Genomic DNA, 15,592 nt, shown 5'->3' with positions numbered 1-15,592 from the left:
CTGGGCGCCGAAAAGGTGCTCAGCGTGACACGGCACCAAGCCCAGGAGCCCAACCGCTACCTCTTCAGGTTGCTCAGCTCCTGCAGAACCTCGTCCGAAGTAGTGATGATGCGGGCGTTGGCTTGGAAGCCGCGCTGGGCCACGATCAGGTTGGTGAATTCCTGGGACAAGTCCACGTTGGACATTTCCAGTGAACCGGCAGTCAAGGTGCCGATTCCGGCGTCGCCGGGTGCGCCCACCTGGGCGGCGCCGGAGTTGGCGCTGGCCACGTAGGTGGAGCTGCCCGCCTTCTCGAGGCCGCCAGGGTTTGTGAAGCGGGCGAGTGCAACGCGCGCAAGGACCTGCTTGCTGCCGTTGCTGAACGAACCGATGAGCGAGCCATCCCCACCCAGGGTGAAGGACTCGAGCTTGCCTGCTTCGGAGCCGTTCTGGCTGCCGACGGTGAGTGTGCTCATGGCCGCGAAGCCGGTAACGCCGGTCATGTCCACCGTGATCCCGCCCACCGTCATGGTGCCGCCCGACGTCAGCGCGCCGTTCGTGAACGCGAGCGTCGAGTTGCCTGTGGCTCCGTTGGCGTCTGCCCCGGCCACGTCCCAGCCGGCCGCGGAGCGGCTGAACGTCAGGGTCAGGCTGCGGGAGGCGCCGTCGGCGTCGTACACCTTGACCTGGCGCTCCACGCTGGTCCCGACGGCGGCGTCCGACGGCAGGTTGCCGTCCAGCGAAGTCTTGGTGGTGGCGACGGCGGCTGCCGTGGTGTTGGGCGAGAGGGCGATAGGCCCGGTGGGACCTCCCACGTTTACGGCGCCACTTACGGCGGACCAGCCCTGGAGGATGCCGCCGTCGGGGCTCACCAGGCGGCCGGCGGCGTCCATGTCGAAGGCTCCGGCGCGCGTGTAGAGTTGCTGGCCGCCCTTGCTGGTGATGAAGAAACCGTCGCCGGAGATCATCATGTCCGTGGCACGCCCGGTGTTCTGCGATGAACCCTGGCTGAAGTTGGTGCTGACCGCGGCCACTCGCACGCCCAAACCGATCTGGGCGGGGTTGGTGCCGCCGGTCTCGGTCTGCGGGGTACCGGCACCCTGCGTCATCTGGGAGAGGGTGTCCTGGAACTGGGTGGAAGAAGCCTTGAACCCGGCCGTGTTCACGTTGGCGATGTTGTTGCCCGTAACATCCAGCATGGTCTGGTGGGCTCGGAGGCCGGAGATTCCGGAGTACAGCGAACGAAGCATGGTGTGGCCTTTCTTCGGGTGGTTCGGGGCGGAAGTTGGTGGAGCGTCAGGCGGTGGGTGCGGGCGAGGCCGCGGCGGTCATCCCGCTGATGGAATCGAGCGGAATGTTCACACCCCCGACCGCCACGGTGGGGACTCCCCCGGCGAAGGAAACCGAGCTCGCAACGCCGGATCCCTTGGTTCCGTCCGCGAGCGCGTAGCTGATGTTGTGGCCGATGATCTGCGCCGCAGCAGTGCGCATCTGGAGCGAGAAACTCTCCTTGGCCCCGGTGGAAAGTTCGGTCATTTTCTCCATCATGGACAGTTGGATGGTCTGCCCCATCATCTGGTTGGTATCCATGGGCGCGCTGGGGTCCTGGTTTTTCAGTTGTGTCACCAGCAAGTTCATGAACATGCTCGAGTCCATGGTCTGCGCGGGCTTAGGCGCGGTGGTTCCAGACGCGGTGGTTCCAGGCTGGACTCCGCTGTTTGCCGCGATGGCTTGGATGGTCACTCTTGGTTCTCCTTCATCAGACGAGAATGTCCAGGCTGCTTGTACTGCTTCGTGGAAGCACGACGGCGGTCCGCGGCAGGCGAACCGGCTCGCCGCCGCTGCCCTGTGGGAAGGCCGGGCTTTCCGCCGGGCGCCGGTCCCGTGTATCAGAACTGCGGGCGTCCGAGCCACTCGTCCCGGCATCGGCCGGGGTGTTGTGTTCGGACAAGTCAAGGCTGGCGCCGAAGCCTGATTCCCCCAGTCCGCGCCGCAGTTCCGGCAGGATGCTGCGCACTGCCTCCCGGCCAGCCTCCCCGGGGGCGAACAATTCGATCCGCACGCCCGAGCCGTCTATGTGTGCCCGGACGGTCAGGGGGCCCAGGTCTTCCGGGGACAGCCTCAGCGTCATCACGTGCTTTCCCGGGTCCGCTGCGGCAAGGGAGAACAGCGGTCCGGCTACCTGGGGCAGCAGCTTGGCTGGATCTGCCTGTGGTGCCGGCGTAGCCATGCCGGGAGTAGCGGGCGAGGGAACCTGCTGGAGGGGCGATGCCGGCTGCGTGATGGCCGGAAATCCGGCCTGAGTGCCGGCCGCCGTGGCAACGATACCCTGACCGCCGGGCTGTTGGGGGTCCTGTTGCGTCCCGGGTTTCCGGGGAGGAAGTACGACGGCGGTGCCGGCCCCATCCGCCGGGGCTGCGGTGGCGGTGGGCGCAGTTTTGGTGCCGACGGGGGCCGGGCTGGCGGCTGACGCGGTGCTTGGCTGTATCAGAGCTGACGAGACCGACGGTACTGACGGTGCCGGCGCTGTGCCCGGCTGGACCGTGCCCGGCTGAACTGTGCCCGGCTGAACTGTGCCCGGCCGGACTGCGCCCGGCTGAACCGTGCCCGGCTGGACTGTGGCCAGCTGGACTGCGCCCGGGTTTCCGGCCGGGAGCGCTGGCGCCGACGGAGCGGCAGAAGCCTCCAGGGTTTTGGAAGCTGCTGTGCTCCCCCAAGACGCTGTGTTCCCCGAGGACAGTGTGCTTCCCGCAAGCGTGGCAACACCTGCCGGTCCCGAAGGACCTCCTGCATTTTCCAGCAGCGTTGCTGGCTGAGTTGTTGGCTGCGTCGCCAAGCCCGGCCCGCCAGAAGCCGAGCCCCCGGCCAGGGCCGCAACATTGCCTTTTGCCGAGGTGCCCGCGATCGACCCGAGCGGCACCGTTCCCGCGAAGACACCCTCTTTGCCTGGCACAACGCTCGATCCGGACCCGGGACCGGGCGCAACCCCCTGCGCCGCCGCGATTCCGGCAATCGCGAGTCCGCTGGGAGCACATACGCCTGCACTGGCCGCCGCACTCACGGGAGCAGCCGAACCTTTGGCGTCCTTCGCTTCTCCCTGTTCACCCTGCGGGGATTCACCAAGCCGGGATTCACCAGGGTGGGCAACCGTCCCGGAACCGTCGGCGGCAGATTTTCCCCGCCCGCCGTCGTCGGACACTGGCTGTTCCTTCGCTTCGGGCGCCTTCCCCGAAGCCTTCGCACCGGACGCCAGCACGCCGCCCATCACGGCATCAAAACCGGCGGGCGAGCCGGAATGCGAAACCGTCCCGGGTCCGGAAGACGGCAGACGAGGCGAAGCGGCACTGGCCGGGGGCAACTGCATCACGAGCCTCCCGCTGGGACGATGCGGCGGATCGCGGTCAGATTGGACTGCTGCTCCCACGCATCGCGGATCTGGATGGTCTGTCCGGGAACGGGCGCGTCGATCGCTTTACCGTTGCCGAGATAGATGGAGATGTGTTCGCCGCCGAAACTGACCAGCAGGTCGCCGGGTTTGGCTTGAGCCAAGGTAGCCACCGGGGTGCCTTGCCGCATCTGATCGCTCACCACGCGGGGAAGATCGACGCCGAGATCCTTGAAGACGCGTTGCACGAAGCCGGAGCAATCCATGCCCACGGCGGGGTTCGTGCCGCCCCAGACGTAGGGCACTCCCACGTATTTCTTGGCATCGGCCACTACGGCATCACCCGTGACGCCGGTGGCCGTGCCGCTGGCTATGCCCGAGAGCGCACCCGCCCCCGCTACACCTCTGAGGGCCGTGGTGCTCCCGGGCCCCAAGGAAGAGGCGAGTTGCGAAATGCCCGACGCCGAGCCCGTCGAATCCCCGACGGCCGTGCTCAGCGCCTGCGCGAAGGACGCCGTGTCCGCGGATGAAGGCGCACTTCCAGAGGAGGACGCACCTCCGGCCGTCCCCGTGGACTGCGGACGAACGCCCTGTGTCAGTTGCTGCAGCATCGATTCGATGCTCTGGATGCGGCCGATGGCCTCGGTTACGCTCATGAGCCGGCCTTCCGCGCTGCCGGAGCCGGCTGTGAGGAACTTCGGTGCCATGCGGAGGAGGCGATCTCGTCCAGCACGCCTTGTTCGGCGCGCAGCGCGGAAGCCTCGAAGGCGGCTCCGTGTCGGTTTTCGAGCTTCTCCAGCCCCACCGCGCGACGCTTGGCTTCGGTGTATTCCGCGCGGGCCTGTTCGGCGTCTGCCTCCGCGCTGGCGGCCAAGGCGTCAAGCTCGGCCAGCATGCTTTGCGCGGACGCGCGGGAGGCTGCGATGGCCAAGAGTGAGGCGGAGCTTCCAGCAGCTCCGGCGGACTCGGCCAGTTCCTCGCGGGCGGTAGCTCGGCGGGATCGCAGGGATGCGGTCCGGGAGTTGGCGCGGGCCAGTCCGCTGGCGGCGGCGTCCTGCTGCGTTTGGCGCAGGCGCAGGAGCCCGGCCAGGGAGAATTGACGGTTCACGCGGCTCCTTCGAGGCTTGCTGAGAGTCGGAAGAGTTCGGGCCATGACTCGCTGTACGGGGTGGATTCGTCCATGCCTTGCCGCAGGAACCGGTTGATGGCGGTTTCGTGGTCCAGCGCCGCATCAACCAAGGGATTGCTGCCGCGGTGGTAGGCACCGACGTCGATCAGGTCCTGGGCGCTGCGCCGCRCGGCGAGGATCCTGCGCAGGGATGCCGCGAGCGCCGTGCGATCGGCGGTGTTGACCTTGGAGGCCACGCGGGACACTGAACCGAGCACGTCCACCGAGGGGAAGTGCCCTGTGACAGCAAGCTTCCTGTCCAGGACCACGTGCCCGTCCAGGATGGAGCGGGCGGCGTCGGCGATCGGTTCGTTGTGGTCGTCGCCGTCCACCAGCACCGTGTAGATACCGGTCACGGAACCGGTTTCGGCGGTGCCTGCGCGTTCCAGAAGCCGGGCCAGTACGGAAAAGGTCGACGGCGGGTAACCGCGGGTGGCGGGCGGCTCACCGGCGGACAGGCCGATTTCGCGCTGGGCCATGGCTACGCGGGTGAGCGAATCCATCATAAGCACCACGTCCTGTCCGGCGTCGCGGAACGATTCGGCGATCCGGGTGGCCGTCACTGCTGCACGCAGGCGCATGAGGGCGGGCTCATCGGACGTGGCAACAACCACCACGGAACGTGCGAGGCCTTCGGGGCCAAGGTCGTCCTCCAGGAATTCGCGCACTTCGCGGCCGCGCTCCCCCACCAGGGCAATCACGGAGACCTCGGCATCCGTGCCGCGGGCGATCATGGACAGCAGCGAGGATTTGCCAACACCCGAGCCTGCGAACAGTCCCATACGCTGTCCGCGGCCGAGCGTGGCCATCGTGTCCAGGACGCGGACGCCGGTCTGCAATGGGGTGTCCACCCGGGCGCGGTGCATGGCCGACGGCGCTTCGTTGTCCAAGGAGACCATGGGACTGGCGGGCAGTGGGCCTTTGCCGTCGATCGGACGCCCGAGCCCATCCACCACGCGCCCGAACAGACCGCGTCCGGTGGGGACCAGGATCGGGCTGCCCTTGGCACGTGCCGCGTCTCCTGCCGCAACTCCGGCCAGCCGTCCCAGCGGCATACAGCGCACGGCACCACTGAGCGACGCGACCACTTCGGCGTCGAGCCCGGGCGCATCGCCCACCATCACCAGATCCCCCACGGCACAGTCCAGCCCGGAGACCTCCAGGCCAAGGCCAAGCACGGACGTTACCGTGCCCACGCGTTGCGGGGCCGCGGCCGCGAGCGCCGCGCCGAATCGGCCTGCGTGCGGCCGGTACTCGGTGATGCTCATGCGTCAATCCCCAGCAGCGCCCTTTTGGCCCTGTCCAACGCGGTGCTGAGCCGGGCGTCCAGCCAACCCTGCGGATATTCCGCGATCGCGTCCCCTGGCTTGAGCGACGGATCGGCTTTGAGTTCGACGCCGGCCACGTCCACGACGTCGACGGCGGCCACCGCGGCAAGATCTGCCGGGTGGAGGCGGACGGAAGTCACGGTTTCCGCACCGGACACAGTGCCCAGGGCGCGGGCCAGGGCGGCGCGGGCAGTGTCCTGGCCCTTGTCGAGTTCGTAGCCCAGGATGGCTTCGGCAAGCTCAATCGCGCTGGCCGCCAGCACGTCTTGCGCTTCTTCCAACGCAACGCCGCGGTGTTGCCGGGACGCGGCGGCGGAGGCTTCGAGCGCACGGACAGCGTGCGCAACCGCCTGCCGCCCGGCGTCGAGCATTGCGCGGTGCTCGGATTGGAGTTTTTCTCGGAGGCGCTGCTGTTCCAGCGCCGCAGCCTGGATCCCCGCAGCGTAACCCGCCGCGTGTCCTTGGGTGTAGCCCCGGTCCTCCTTGAGGGACCGAGTGGCTGGCAGGATGTCGGGGAAGACGACCCTTTGGAGCTCAGCCTCAGTAGACATAGTCGTCCTCCTCGCCGCGCCGGACCACGATTGCACCCTCGGCTTCCAATTCACGGATCGAACGGACAATCTCTGCACGGGCCTCTTCAACCTGGGACGCGCGCACCGGCCCGGCGGAGGCCATCTCGGCTTCGAGGATTTCGAGATTGCGGCCGGACACGTTAGTGCGCACGGCCTCCAGCACCACGGCGGGCGCACCCTTCATGGCGACGGCGAGCACTTCGGCATTGACTCCGCGCAGGATCTGCTGGATGTCGCGGCGTTCCAGCTTTACGATGTCCACGAAGGTCAGCATCCGGGCGCGAACTTCGGTGGCCAGCTCCGGGTCGAGGGTCTCCAAACCGTCCAGCACGGAGCGTTCCGTGTTGACGTCGGATCGGTTGATGATGTCTACGAGGGGTTGGATCCCACCGACGATCTCGCTCGATTTCCTTTGCGACATGACCGCACCGGCACGCACTTTGAGGGTTTCGGCCACGATTCCCACGGCCTCCGGCGACGCCATTCCCATCGTGGCGATGCAACGTGCCACCTCGCTCCGTTGGACGTCACCCAGACCTGCCATGACCGCGGAAGCCTTGCCGGGCCGCAAGTGCGCCAGGATCAAGGCAATGGTCTGCGGCATTTCGCTGTCGATCAGCGCCAGGAGCTGCCCAGAGTCCATCATTTCCAGGAATTCGAAGGACTTCCCGGCCATGGTGGACGCAAGACGGTCCATGAAGCCTGCTGCTTTGTCCGCACCGAAGGAGGCTTCCAAGAGCCCGACGGCGAATTCCTGGCCGCCGCGGGCTGTCCGGCGTCCGCTGATCGCAAGTTCGTGGAACTCGGTCATGACGTGGTCCGCCACAGCTGATGAGACGCGGCGCAAGCGCACGATCTCCGCGGCGATGTCCTCAGCCTCAGACTCTGAGAACTGCGTCATGACCGAGGCTGCGCTGGCCGGGCTCATCTGCATGAGCACCACGGCCACCTTTTGGGCACCAGTCAAGGCGCTCACCTCGTATCCGAGCTCTGCGGCCCTCATACCGGCTGCTTTTCGTCCATGAGCCCGCGCAGGTACTCGGCGGTTCGGGCCGGGTTCTCGGCGACCATGGCTTCAATCTGTGCGCGCCGTCGCTCGCCGTCGAGCGCTTCGGCTCCCGCCATCGGCAAGGCCGGAACGGGATGCACCGGCGGCAATTCAATCGCCGTCGTCGCGGGAGGTCCTTCGAGCGCCGGTGCGGTGACGGCGTGGGGAAGCATCTCGTAGTCAAGCCGCTCACCAAGATCAACAGGCTCGCGTTGCTGCCTGCGCCGCAAGAGGATGAGCACCAGCACGATCAGGGCAACCACTGCCAGCAGGATGCTGCCAGCCAGGATGAGCGTATTCATCAAGTCCGATTGTTGCTTGGCGTCGGCCTGGGCCTTGGCCGAGCCCAGCGCTTGGGCCGCTGCGTCCGCAGCCGACGTGCCGAAGGGCAACACTTCAACCGTGACCACGTCGCCACGCGCAGGGTCGATGCCGGCGGCTGACGTGACCAACGCCTTGACCGAGTTGACGTTGAGTCCCGCCGCCGCGGACTGGTTGATGGCGACGGAAATGGTTTGGCGCTTCACGGCACCTTGCGGAATGGTGCGGTCTTCGGTGACCTTGTTGACCGCGTTGTTTTTGGTGGTGTCGCTGGAATCGAAGGTTCCGTTGCCGTTGGTGCCGCCCGGCACGGCGATGTTGTCCGGTCCCAAGACGCCGGAGGCACCGCCGCCGGTCCCCGTGTACTTCTCGGTCTTGGTGGTCTCGCTCAGCGGAACAGCGTCCTTGGCGGTGGAGAACGTCTCACTGCGCTGTTGCGCGGACTCTGCGGTCACGTCGGCGGCGACGGCAACGGTGGCGTTGCCGGGTCCCACCACCCTGTCCAGGACGGCTTTCACCGAATCGGACGTGCGCTGCTGGTAGTCGGCGGCTTGTTTGGACGAGGAACCCGTGGCTCCGCCTCCCACAGTGGAGAGGACGTTACCTTGGGAATCCACCACGGACACGTTCGTTGGCTTCAGGTTTTCGATTGAAGCGGACGTCAAATGCACGATCGCCTGGACCTTGTCTGCGGACAGGGTCACGCCCGGCTGTGTTTCGACGAACACGGATGCCGTGGCGTCCGGTGTCTTGTCCACGAATACTGTTTTTGCCGGAATGGCGAGCTGCACGGCTGCGGTCTTGACACCATCCATGGCCTGGATGGTGGAAGCGAGTTCGCCCTCAAGCGCGCGCTTGTAGGTGACTGATTGCTGGAACTCGGATGAGGTCACCCCGAGCTTGTCCAGTAGCGAATAGCCCGTGGCCGCGGCCGCCGGGAGGCCCGCTGCGGCCGCCTTCAGCCGTTCATCGTTGACCTTGTTGTCGGGAACCAGGATGGTGGAACCCCCATTGCTGAGCTCATACGGGACATTGTCCTTGCGCAGCTGCTCCACGATCCCGTTGGCGTCCGTGTCCTTCAATCCGGAGAACAGGGGTGAGTAGGACGGCTTGCCCAACCATGCTGACAGGGCAACGCCGCCCAGGACCAAGACAGCGATGCCGATGATGGCGACAGTGCGTTGCCCGGCGGTGAACCCCTTGAATCCATCGCCGAGCTTGCGAAAGAAGGCGGCAATCTGCGGAGGCATCAGGCCTGCATCCTCATGATCTCGTTGAACGCATCAACGCCCTTGTTCCGTACGGTGGCCACGAGTTCCATGGTGATCTGGGCGCGCGTTGCCGCGATGGTCGCCTTATGGATGTCATCAAGGTTGCCCGTGACTGCGGAGACTGCCAACTGGTTCGATGTCGATTGCAGTGACTGGAGGTTGTCCACTGCGCCGGTCAGTGCAGTAGCAAAACCGTTGCCGTCCGCCGTCCCAGTGACTCCACTGACATTGCCCCCGCTATTTGCGTAGCCGGTGCCGCTGACACCCCGCACGCCAAGCCCGCCGCCAGCGCCTTGAATTGCACCGATCGGGTCCAATGCCATCAGGATTTTCCTATCTCAAGCGCTGCAAGGTAAGTCTCTCGGGCACGGTCCACCACTTGGGCGTTGGCCTGGTAACCGCGTTGGGCCACAATCAGCGAACCCATCTGTTCGGCGAGGTCGATATCCGGGTAGCGGACATAGCCTTGGGCATCAGCCAACGGATGATCAGGTTGGTACACGAGCCTGCCTGTTGCACTGCCCTGTGGGGTGCTCTTGACGTACACGCCGGTTCCATCGCTACCCTCGGCGGCCTCGATGTAGCGGGCTTGGAACGCCTTGGCACTGCTGCGGGTCGCGGTATTCATGTTGGCCAGGTTGTCCGAGACGGCGTCAAGCCACTTGCGGTGCACGGTCAGGGCAGAGCCGGCAATGCCAATCGCATCAAAAGTCATCAGCTGGTCCTCATGGCTGTGCGAAGGGCGGTGAATTCGTTGCCGACGGCCCGGGCCGCGAATTGGTATCGGAGCACCGTGTCAATGGTGGAGAGCGTTTCGGTGTCGAGGTTCACGTTGTTGCCATTGAGCTGGGTGGGCTCCTGCGACGTCGAGATCGTGGACGCGGCGTATCCGTCACCCGAACGCACGGAGGCTGCGAGCGCATCTTCGAACTGGACCCTTTTGGCGTGGTAGTTCGGTGTGTTGATGTTCGCGATGTTGTTGGCGATGGTGCGCTGGCGCAATGTCAGCCCGTCGAGCGCGCTACCAAGGGCAACAGAAGTCACTGAATCGAACACGACGGCCTGCCTTCGCGAATAGATATGAAGAGGCCGATCCGTGGCCGCGCATCGAGCAATCCCTRCTCAACTTCCACCATCGGCACGTGCGGGGAATCCGTTAGCCGATCGTGGGAATTGTTTTCGATGCTTTCTCTTCAGCCTTGGACGTCAAGGAACAGCGGGCGCGCGGAATTCCGGGCTTCCGGGACGGTACTGAGGGCATCCAGATGTGCGAGAGCGTCGTTGCGGACCTTGCCGAGCATGGTCATGGATTCCAGCTGTGCATCGAGGATCCGCCGCGCCCTACCAGCCAGTTCCACCGGAAGGGGACCAGCCCCGGCGGGGGGATCCCAGGGCATGGGTTCACCGCCGGAAACAGCCAGGGCGATGTCAGCTTCAAGCCGGTCGAAAATTTCCGACCATTCCCGAACTGGATCAGCCGACACCAAGCGTGCCGTTCGCCCTGGCTGCAGAGCCCTGGACAGACAGTTGCGAGGCAGCCTCGTGCCAGCCTTGCCGGAGCGGTTCCAGGAGCGCAATGCATTCCTTGGTCCGGTTGACGTCCCGGTAGATGTTGGCCCCGATCATGGCTTCCATCGAGTACTGATAGATGCCCAACAGCCCGGAGGCGCCATCCCACGCATCGGTCTTCAAGGTGGAGGACAGCTCCGTGACGATCGCCTGGGCGTGCAACAGGTTTTCGCTTGCGACGCCCCAATTGGCGTTCTCCTGGGCGAATTGGGCTCGGTTCAGGTCCAGGAGCAGCCGGTCATACAGCATGGTCAGCAAGCGGGCCGGCGGGGCAGAAAGCACCGCGTCGTCGTTATACCGGGAAAGCTGGCTGGCGCGGAGGGCTGTGGAGGTCATGCTTTACGCTCCTGTCGAGGACTTGGGAAGGCTGGATATCTGTCCGGAGAGCCACGAGGACTGGGATTGGAGCCCTCCGAGCAGGACCTCCATGTTGGTGTAGACGGCTTGCAGCGTCGCACGTCGGCTTGCCAGGCGTTGATCCCAGTCCGAGATTTGGTTGCCGAGGTCTGTTACTTCGGCCTGTTGTCCTTTGATCAGGCCAGTGACGGAACCGCTGAACGGGTCGGTCGCAGCGGTTGCGGCGTCGGCAACCCGGGACGCGATTGTTTGGAGGGCGGCTTGGGTCCCGGCAGGATCCGCCGCCAAGGCCGTCGCGAGCTTGGCGGAGTCGAAGGTGAAGTCGCCGGACTTGGTGATGTTGATTCCGTAAGCAGACGGGGACTGCCCGTTCACGGGCATCGCCAACGCCGTGAGGACCTGGTCGTTGACCGCGCGGACGCTGCTGTTGCCGGTGAATATCCCGCCCGTCGGAGCCGTCACTCCATTGGCGTCCGTCTTGCTGCTGACCGCGCTGTAGATCGAGACGAACCCCAGCACATCGTTGACCGAGGCCACGAGGTCCCCCGCCTTTTTGGCGATCCCGGCGGTGTCGCTGGTGATGGTGACAGTCACGGGCGCCGCTGTCACGGCGGTCGCGGTCACGGACACGCCTGGCAGGAGATCGGTGAACGTGTTCGACGAAGAAGTCACGGTCTGGGCGGCCGCGGTGCCTGCGTACAGGGTCGCTTTGGCGTCCTGGGCGGCCTTCACGACGGCGGCTGAAGGATCAGCCATCAGGTCCGTGGCAGTTCCGGCGGTCACTTGGGCCGCCGTTCCTTGGTACGCAGTGAAGGCTCCAGCCGCGCCAGAGGTTGTGGCCGTCAGCTGAAGCCGGTAGTTGCCGTTACCCGCAGGGACTTTCACAGCGCGGGCTCCGCCGGAAGCGTTGTTGATCGCCGTAACGACGTCGTCAAGGGACGTGCTGGCGGGAACAATCTCGGTCTGTTTCCCCGTGGAGTCCACCAGCGTCAGGTGTGCGGGGGCGCCCGTCCCGTCAACCGGCCAGGTGGCCATGGCAGCGGTGACATCCACTTGGGTCTGGGCGAGTTGTGTGACGGTCAAATCAACGGAGCCGGCAGTAGCTGAGGTAGTTGCCGTGGCGGTAACGGAGGGGGACGTCGTGCTTGCTGTGAACAAGTTCAGGGCATTCGCCGCGGAGTCACCGGTGGCGAGATCGCGCAACGCCGCCAGTTTCGTGTTGAAGGACTGCAAGGTGGAGATCATCGTCTGGTCCGAGGCCAGTTTCGTCTTGAGCTGCGTCTGCGGCAGCGCTTCGACGCTCATGAGCGAGTTGATGATGGACGTGGTGTTCAAGCCACTGGCGAGGCCATCAATCGAAGTTCCCACGGGACGTTCCTTCCGGGTCTGTGAATGCCGTAAGCGGCCATCGGGCGGATGCCAATGGCGGCCAAGGGAGCAAGTTGCCCGTCTTGGCCGCCGTTGGAGCTAACGCAGTTCCGCTAAAAGTTGTCCTTTACCCGGAGGGCTTAGCGCAGGAGGGAAAGAACACCCTGACCGGACTGGTTCGCCTGGGCCAGCATGGCCGTGCCTGCCTGGGACAGGATGTTGGCCTTCGTGTACTTGACCATTTCCGCAGCCATGTCGGTGTCGGCAATACGGGACTGAGCAGCCTGCAGGTTCTCACCGGAGACGTTCAGGGTCTTGACCGCGTGCTCCAGACGGTTCTGGTTGGCACCGAGGTCGGAGCGCTGGGCAGAGACAGCCGTGATGGCGGCGTCGATCGCAGTGATCGTGGTCTGGGCAGCAGCGTTCGAGGTGACGTCGAAGCCGGTGGCGCCCGTGTTGGAGGACAGGGTGCCGGCTGCCGTCGCCACGTCGCCGAGGTTTACCGAGATCGTGTCGTTGGCAGTGCCACCGGTGCCCACCTGGATGTTCTTCGATCCAGCCTGGAGCAAGTTGATGCCGTTGAAGTTCGTGGACTGCGTGATGCGGTCCAGTTCCTTGCCCAGCGAGTCGGCTTCCTTCTTGATCGCGGTGCGGGACGCTGCGTTGTTCGTATCGTTCGAGCCCTGGACAGCCAGGTCCCGCATGCGCTGGAGGACGGAGGTGACTTCGCCCAGTGCGCCTTCAGTGGTCTGGATGAGGCTAATGCCGTCCTGCGCGTTGCGGGAGGCAACTGCCGAGCCGCTGACCTGGGACTTCAGGCCTTCCGAGATCGCGAGGCCCGCTGCGTCGTCGGCTGCACGGTTGATGCGCAGGCCACTGGAGAGCTTCTCCATCGACTTGGACACATCGTTCTGCGTGTTGTTGAGGTTGCGGTATGCGTTGTTAGCCATCAGGTTGTTGTTGATTGCCATGCCCATGGTGTTTCCTCCGTGATTGGGTCTTCTACTTCCAGGCCATCCGTGGCCTGTCACTTCTGGTTATCGGAACCGGGAAGCCTGTGGTTAGCAAAAACCCGCTAGGAATCTGCTGCAGCACACAAATCGACCGACTGCCGTTTGACTGGACAAAGCGCACAAATCATGCTTGAACGACTCCTAACGCATGGAGCAGCGCGGCCGATAGTTGTCTTTAGCGCGATGAAGGCACGGGGGAAGTGCTTTCTCGCGGGAACGCACCCAAAAACCAACCCGGAACTGGAGTTGACCCGCCATGGCCATCCATGAACTGTCGGCCCTGCTGTGGCGAGAACGTGAGCTACTGGATCTGCTGACATTCAAGCTGGAGGAAGAGCAGCTCCTCCTCACAGCAGGCAAATCCCGCTGGTTGCCGCATGGCACGCGGGAAGTGGAACAGGTCCTGGAACACCTGTCCAAGGCCGGTCTGGCCAGGGCTGTGGAAGTAGCGGCGGTGGCTGAGCAATGGGGCCTGTCTGCCGAGTCCTCGCTAGGCGAGCTGGCCACTGCCGCCCCGGAAGAAGCTTGGGCTGATGTCCTGTCCGCACACCTGTACGCCATGCAGCAGCAGACCGCCAACATCAAGGAGCTGCGTGATTCCAACGAGCAGTTCCTGCGCGCCGCCGTCCGCTCCACCCAGGAAACCATGGCGGACCTGAAGCCGGCGGCCGGGACGTATGACTCCCACGGCCGGACGGGCTCCCAGGGCAGGACCGGGGAACCCGCCCCGTCCCGCCTCTTCGACCAGCAACTCTGACCGAAACCCGGCCGGACCACCAAAGGACAAGCAGTGAGCACATTCGGCGGACTCAACACGGCCTACCTGGGCCTCACCGCAGCGCAGCAGGGCATCAACCTTGCCGGGCAGAACATCGCCAACGCCGGCACTGACGGCTACACGAGGCAACGCATCGAACAATCGGCCGTCGGTTCACCCGTCCGAACGGGTCTCAGTGCCGCCGGAGCGCAGGCCGGCCAAGGCGTGTCAGTGGACGGGATCGCCCGTCTCGGCAACAGCTTCCTCGACGCCGGCGTGCGTTCCACTGCCGCTCAAGCCGGCTACGCCGGCTTGAGGTCCACTGAACTCCAGCGGATAGAGGGGTCCCTCAACGAGCCCGGGGCTGCCGGGATTTCGACGGCGCTGCAGGCCTTCTGGTCTTCATGGCAGGGAGTCTCCAACCATCCCGGGGAGGCAGCGCCGGCTGGCGCGGTGCTTCAGTCCGGCGCAACCCTCGCCGCGACTGTTTCAACGGGCTACCGGGCTTTGGATTCCCAATGGACGCGCGTCCGTGGGGAAGCGGCAACCACCGTCACCACGCTGAACGATGCCGCGGCCCGGGTCGCAGGACTCAACGCGACCATCCGCTCCGTGACGGCCTCGGGAGGCTCTGCCAACGAGCTGATCGATGCCCGCAGCCAAGTGACTGAAACCATCGCATCCCTGGCCGGGGGAACCATCCGGGAAAACACCGATGGGACGGTGGATGTTTTCGTCGGAGGCAACGCCATCGTCTCCGGCACCTCGCACCGCGATCTCACCTTGGCGGGCCAAACGACCATGGGCGCGCCCGGTTCAGCAGTGCAGTTGGAATGGGCCGATCGACCCGGTGCGGCCGTTCCCCTCGACGGCGGAAAGCTCGCCGGTGCGGTATCCCTCCTCGCTCCCGCCGCAGCTGGAGGGACGGGAGGCACCATCTCCGAGGCCGCGGCTTCCTACAACGCCTTCGCCACCAAACTCATGAACGACGTCAACGCCGTTCACCGCACGGGGCAATCCACCACCGGCGCCACCAACCTCGATTTCTTCACCACCACCCCGGGTATCCCCGCGGCACTATCCCTCGGCGTGGTCCCGACCAGCGCCGCGGGGATCGCTACCGGCGCTCCAGGTTCCGGCGCCCTCGACGGCAAAATTGCTGATGCCGTGGCCCAGCTTGGTGCCTCGCCTGGATCACCCGACGCGTTCTGGGCCGGGATCGTGACCGGCATCGGCGCTGTTTCCCGTTCGGCGCAGCAGCACGAGCAGCTCGCCGACGCCGCGAGCGCGGCCGCCGTCGGGCAGCGTTCCTCAGGCGCGTCGGTCAGCCTCGACGAAGAAAACATCAGCCTGCTCACCAACCAGCACGCCTACCAGGCGGCTGCACGGGCGATGACCGCAGTAGACGAAGCCCTCGATGTCCTGATCAATCACACCGGATTGGTGGGAAGGTAAA

The 15,592-nt window shown here is 65.4% G+C and carries 18 protein-coding genes; 2 read left to right on the top strand and 16 right to left on the bottom strand.

Translation table 11 applies throughout. The features are described from left to right. Nucleotides 1–56: 56 nt before the first annotated feature. The 16 genes from AC1DLO_RS11550 to AC1DLO_RS11475 all read right to left on the bottom strand — a co-directional run bounded on the left by AC1DLO_RS11550 (nucleotide 57) and on the right by AC1DLO_RS11475 (nucleotide 13,343). Nucleotides 57–1,229 (bottom strand): flagellar hook protein FlgE, encoded by a 1,173-nt coding sequence (locus AC1DLO_RS11550; protein WP_476890028.1) that lies wholly within the window; start codon nucleotides 1,227–1,229, stop codon nucleotides 57–59. 46 nt (nucleotides 1,230–1,275) lie between these two features. After that, complete coding sequence (locus tag AC1DLO_RS11545; protein ID WP_311770534.1) at nucleotides 1,276–1,722, bottom strand: flagellar hook assembly protein FlgD; 447 nt, start codon at nucleotides 1,720–1,722, stop codon at nucleotides 1,276–1,278. Nucleotides 1,723–1,738: 16 nt separating this feature from the next. After that, nucleotides 1,739–3,343, bottom strand: a complete 1,605-nt coding sequence (locus AC1DLO_RS11540; RefSeq protein ID WP_476890027.1) for a flagellar hook-length control protein FliK — start codon at nucleotides 3,341–3,343, stop codon at nucleotides 1,739–1,741. Then, a complete protein-coding gene (locus AC1DLO_RS11535) occupies nucleotides 3,343–4,020 on the bottom strand; it encodes a C40 family peptidase (RefSeq protein WP_476890026.1) in 678 nt (225 codons plus the stop codon). Before AC1DLO_RS11535 ends, AC1DLO_RS11540 begins: the two co-directional genes overlap by 1 nt. Beyond that, the gene (gene fliJ / locus AC1DLO_RS11530) at nucleotides 4,017–4,472 is read right to left on the bottom strand and encodes a flagellar export protein FliJ (protein WP_476890025.1); all 456 of its coding nucleotides are present in this window, start codon (nucleotides 4,470–4,472) and stop codon (nucleotides 4,017–4,019) included. Before fliJ ends, AC1DLO_RS11535 begins: the two co-directional genes overlap by 4 nt. Beyond that, complete coding sequence (locus tag AC1DLO_RS11525) at nucleotides 4,469–5,800, bottom strand: FliI/YscN family ATPase (RefSeq protein WP_476914477.1); 1,332 nt, start codon at nucleotides 5,798–5,800, stop codon at nucleotides 4,469–4,471. The genes fliJ and AC1DLO_RS11525 overlap by 4 nt, the downstream gene beginning before the upstream one ends. After that, nucleotides 5,797–6,411 (bottom strand): FliH/SctL family protein, encoded by a 615-nt coding sequence (locus tag AC1DLO_RS11520; RefSeq protein ID WP_476890023.1) that lies wholly within the window; start codon nucleotides 6,409–6,411, stop codon nucleotides 5,797–5,799. The genes AC1DLO_RS11525 and AC1DLO_RS11520 overlap by 4 nt, the downstream gene beginning before the upstream one ends. Next, nucleotides 6,401–7,435, bottom strand: a complete 1,035-nt coding sequence (fliG, locus tag AC1DLO_RS11515) for a flagellar motor switch protein FliG (protein WP_184738010.1) — start codon at nucleotides 7,433–7,435, stop codon at nucleotides 6,401–6,403. The genes AC1DLO_RS11520 and fliG overlap by 11 nt, the downstream gene beginning before the upstream one ends. Beyond that, nucleotides 7,432–9,051: a flagellar basal-body MS-ring/collar protein FliF gene (gene fliF / locus AC1DLO_RS11510; RefSeq protein ID WP_476890022.1), complete on the bottom strand. Its 1,620-nt coding sequence runs from the start codon at nucleotides 9,049–9,051 to the stop codon at nucleotides 7,432–7,434. Before fliF ends, fliG begins: the two co-directional genes overlap by 4 nt. After that, nucleotides 9,051–9,395: a flagellar hook-basal body complex protein FliE gene (gene fliE / locus AC1DLO_RS11505; RefSeq protein WP_184738013.1), complete on the bottom strand. Its 345-nt coding sequence runs from the start codon at nucleotides 9,393–9,395 to the stop codon at nucleotides 9,051–9,053. Before fliE ends, fliF begins: the two co-directional genes overlap by 1 nt. Continuing rightward, nucleotides 9,395–9,787: a flagellar basal body rod protein FlgC gene (locus tag AC1DLO_RS11500; protein WP_476890021.1), complete on the bottom strand. Its 393-nt coding sequence runs from the start codon at nucleotides 9,785–9,787 to the stop codon at nucleotides 9,395–9,397. Before AC1DLO_RS11500 ends, fliE begins: the two co-directional genes overlap by 1 nt. Further along, the gene (locus AC1DLO_RS11495) at nucleotides 9,787–10,128 is read right to left on the bottom strand and encodes a flagellar basal body rod protein FlgB (RefSeq protein WP_476890020.1); all 342 of its coding nucleotides are present in this window, start codon (nucleotides 10,126–10,128) and stop codon (nucleotides 9,787–9,789) included. Before AC1DLO_RS11495 ends, AC1DLO_RS11500 begins: the two co-directional genes overlap by 1 nt. A gap of 137 nt (nucleotides 10,129–10,265) precedes the next feature. Then, nucleotides 10,266–10,556, bottom strand: a complete 291-nt coding sequence (locus AC1DLO_RS11490; protein WP_476890019.1) for a hypothetical protein — start codon at nucleotides 10,554–10,556, stop codon at nucleotides 10,266–10,268. Beyond that, on the bottom strand, nucleotides 10,546–10,977 hold the full coding sequence (fliS, locus tag AC1DLO_RS11485) for a flagellar export chaperone FliS (RefSeq protein ID WP_476890018.1): 432 nt from the start codon (nucleotides 10,975–10,977) through the stop codon (nucleotides 10,546–10,548). The genes AC1DLO_RS11490 and fliS overlap by 11 nt, the downstream gene beginning before the upstream one ends. 3 nt (nucleotides 10,978–10,980) lie before the next feature. Beyond that, nucleotides 10,981–12,366, bottom strand: coding sequence for a flagellar filament capping protein FliD (gene fliD, locus AC1DLO_RS11480; RefSeq protein ID WP_476890017.1), 1,386 nt, complete (start codon nucleotides 12,364–12,366; stop codon nucleotides 10,981–10,983). A 140-nt stretch (nucleotides 12,367–12,506) separates the two neighbouring features. Continuing rightward, nucleotides 12,507–13,343: a flagellin N-terminal helical domain-containing protein gene (locus AC1DLO_RS11475; protein WP_476890016.1), complete on the bottom strand. Its 837-nt coding sequence runs from the start codon at nucleotides 13,341–13,343 to the stop codon at nucleotides 12,507–12,509. Nucleotides 13,344–13,635: 292 nt separating this feature from the next. On the opposite strand from AC1DLO_RS11475, the gene AC1DLO_RS11470 reads away from it, so the two are divergent. Both AC1DLO_RS11470 and flgK read left to right on the top strand, forming a co-directional pair. Beyond that, entirely contained in the window at nucleotides 13,636–14,136 is a 501-nt protein-coding gene (locus AC1DLO_RS11470; RefSeq protein WP_476890015.1) for a flagellar protein FlgN, read from the top strand. Nucleotides 14,137–14,169: 33 nt separating this feature from the next. Then, a complete protein-coding gene (gene flgK / locus AC1DLO_RS11465) occupies nucleotides 14,170–15,591 on the top strand; it encodes a flagellar hook-associated protein FlgK (protein WP_476890014.1) in 1,422 nt (473 codons plus the stop codon). The last annotated feature ends 1 nt before the right edge of the window (nucleotide 15,592 follow it).

It is taken from the genome of Arthrobacter sp. 01T419, from assembly GCF_056398865.1.
The sequence above is the reverse complement of the archived record's forward strand: the minus strand, read 5'-3'. Positions and strand labels throughout refer to the sequence as shown.

Bases quoted from the DNA above. Each gene is read 5' to 3' on its own strand.
- fliF (WP_476890022.1), bottom strand. From the start codon at position 9,051: ATGCCTCCGCAGATTGCCGCCTTCTTTCGCAAGCTCGGCGATGGATTC.
- AC1DLO_RS11550 (WP_476890028.1), bottom strand. From the start codon at position 1,229: ATGCTTCGTTCGCTGTACTCCGGAATCTCCGGCCTCCGAGCCCACCAG.
- AC1DLO_RS11540 (WP_476890027.1), bottom strand. From the start codon at position 3,343: ATGCAGTTGCCCCCGGCCAGTGCCGCTTCGCCTCGTCTGCCGTCTTCC.
- fliG (WP_184738010.1), bottom strand. From the start codon at position 7,435: ATGAGGGCCGCAGAGCTCGGATACGAGGTGAGCGCCTTGACTGGTGCC.
- fliS (WP_476890018.1), bottom strand. From the start codon at position 10,977: ATGACCTCCACAGCCCTCCGCGCCAGCCAGCTTTCCCGGTATAACGAC.
- AC1DLO_RS11500 (WP_476890021.1), bottom strand. From the start codon at position 9,787: ATGACTTTTGATGCGATTGGCATTGCCGGCTCTGCCCTGACCGTGCAC.
- AC1DLO_RS11475 (WP_476890016.1), bottom strand. From the start codon at position 13,343: ATGGGCATGGCAATCAACAACAACCTGATGGCTAACAACGCATACCGC.
- AC1DLO_RS11470 (WP_476890015.1), top strand. From the start codon at position 13,636: ATGGCCATCCATGAACTGTCGGCCCTGCTGTGGCGAGAACGTGAGCTA.
- fliE (WP_184738013.1), bottom strand. From the start codon at position 9,395: ATGGCATTGGACCCGATCGGTGCAATTCAAGGCGCTGGCGGCGGGCTT.
- AC1DLO_RS11535 (WP_476890026.1), bottom strand. From the start codon at position 4,020: ATGAGCGTAACCGAGGCCATCGGCCGCATCCAGAGCATCGAATCGATG.
- AC1DLO_RS11520 (WP_476890023.1), bottom strand. From the start codon at position 6,411: ATGTCTACTGAGGCTGAGCTCCAAAGGGTCGTCTTCCCCGACATCCTG.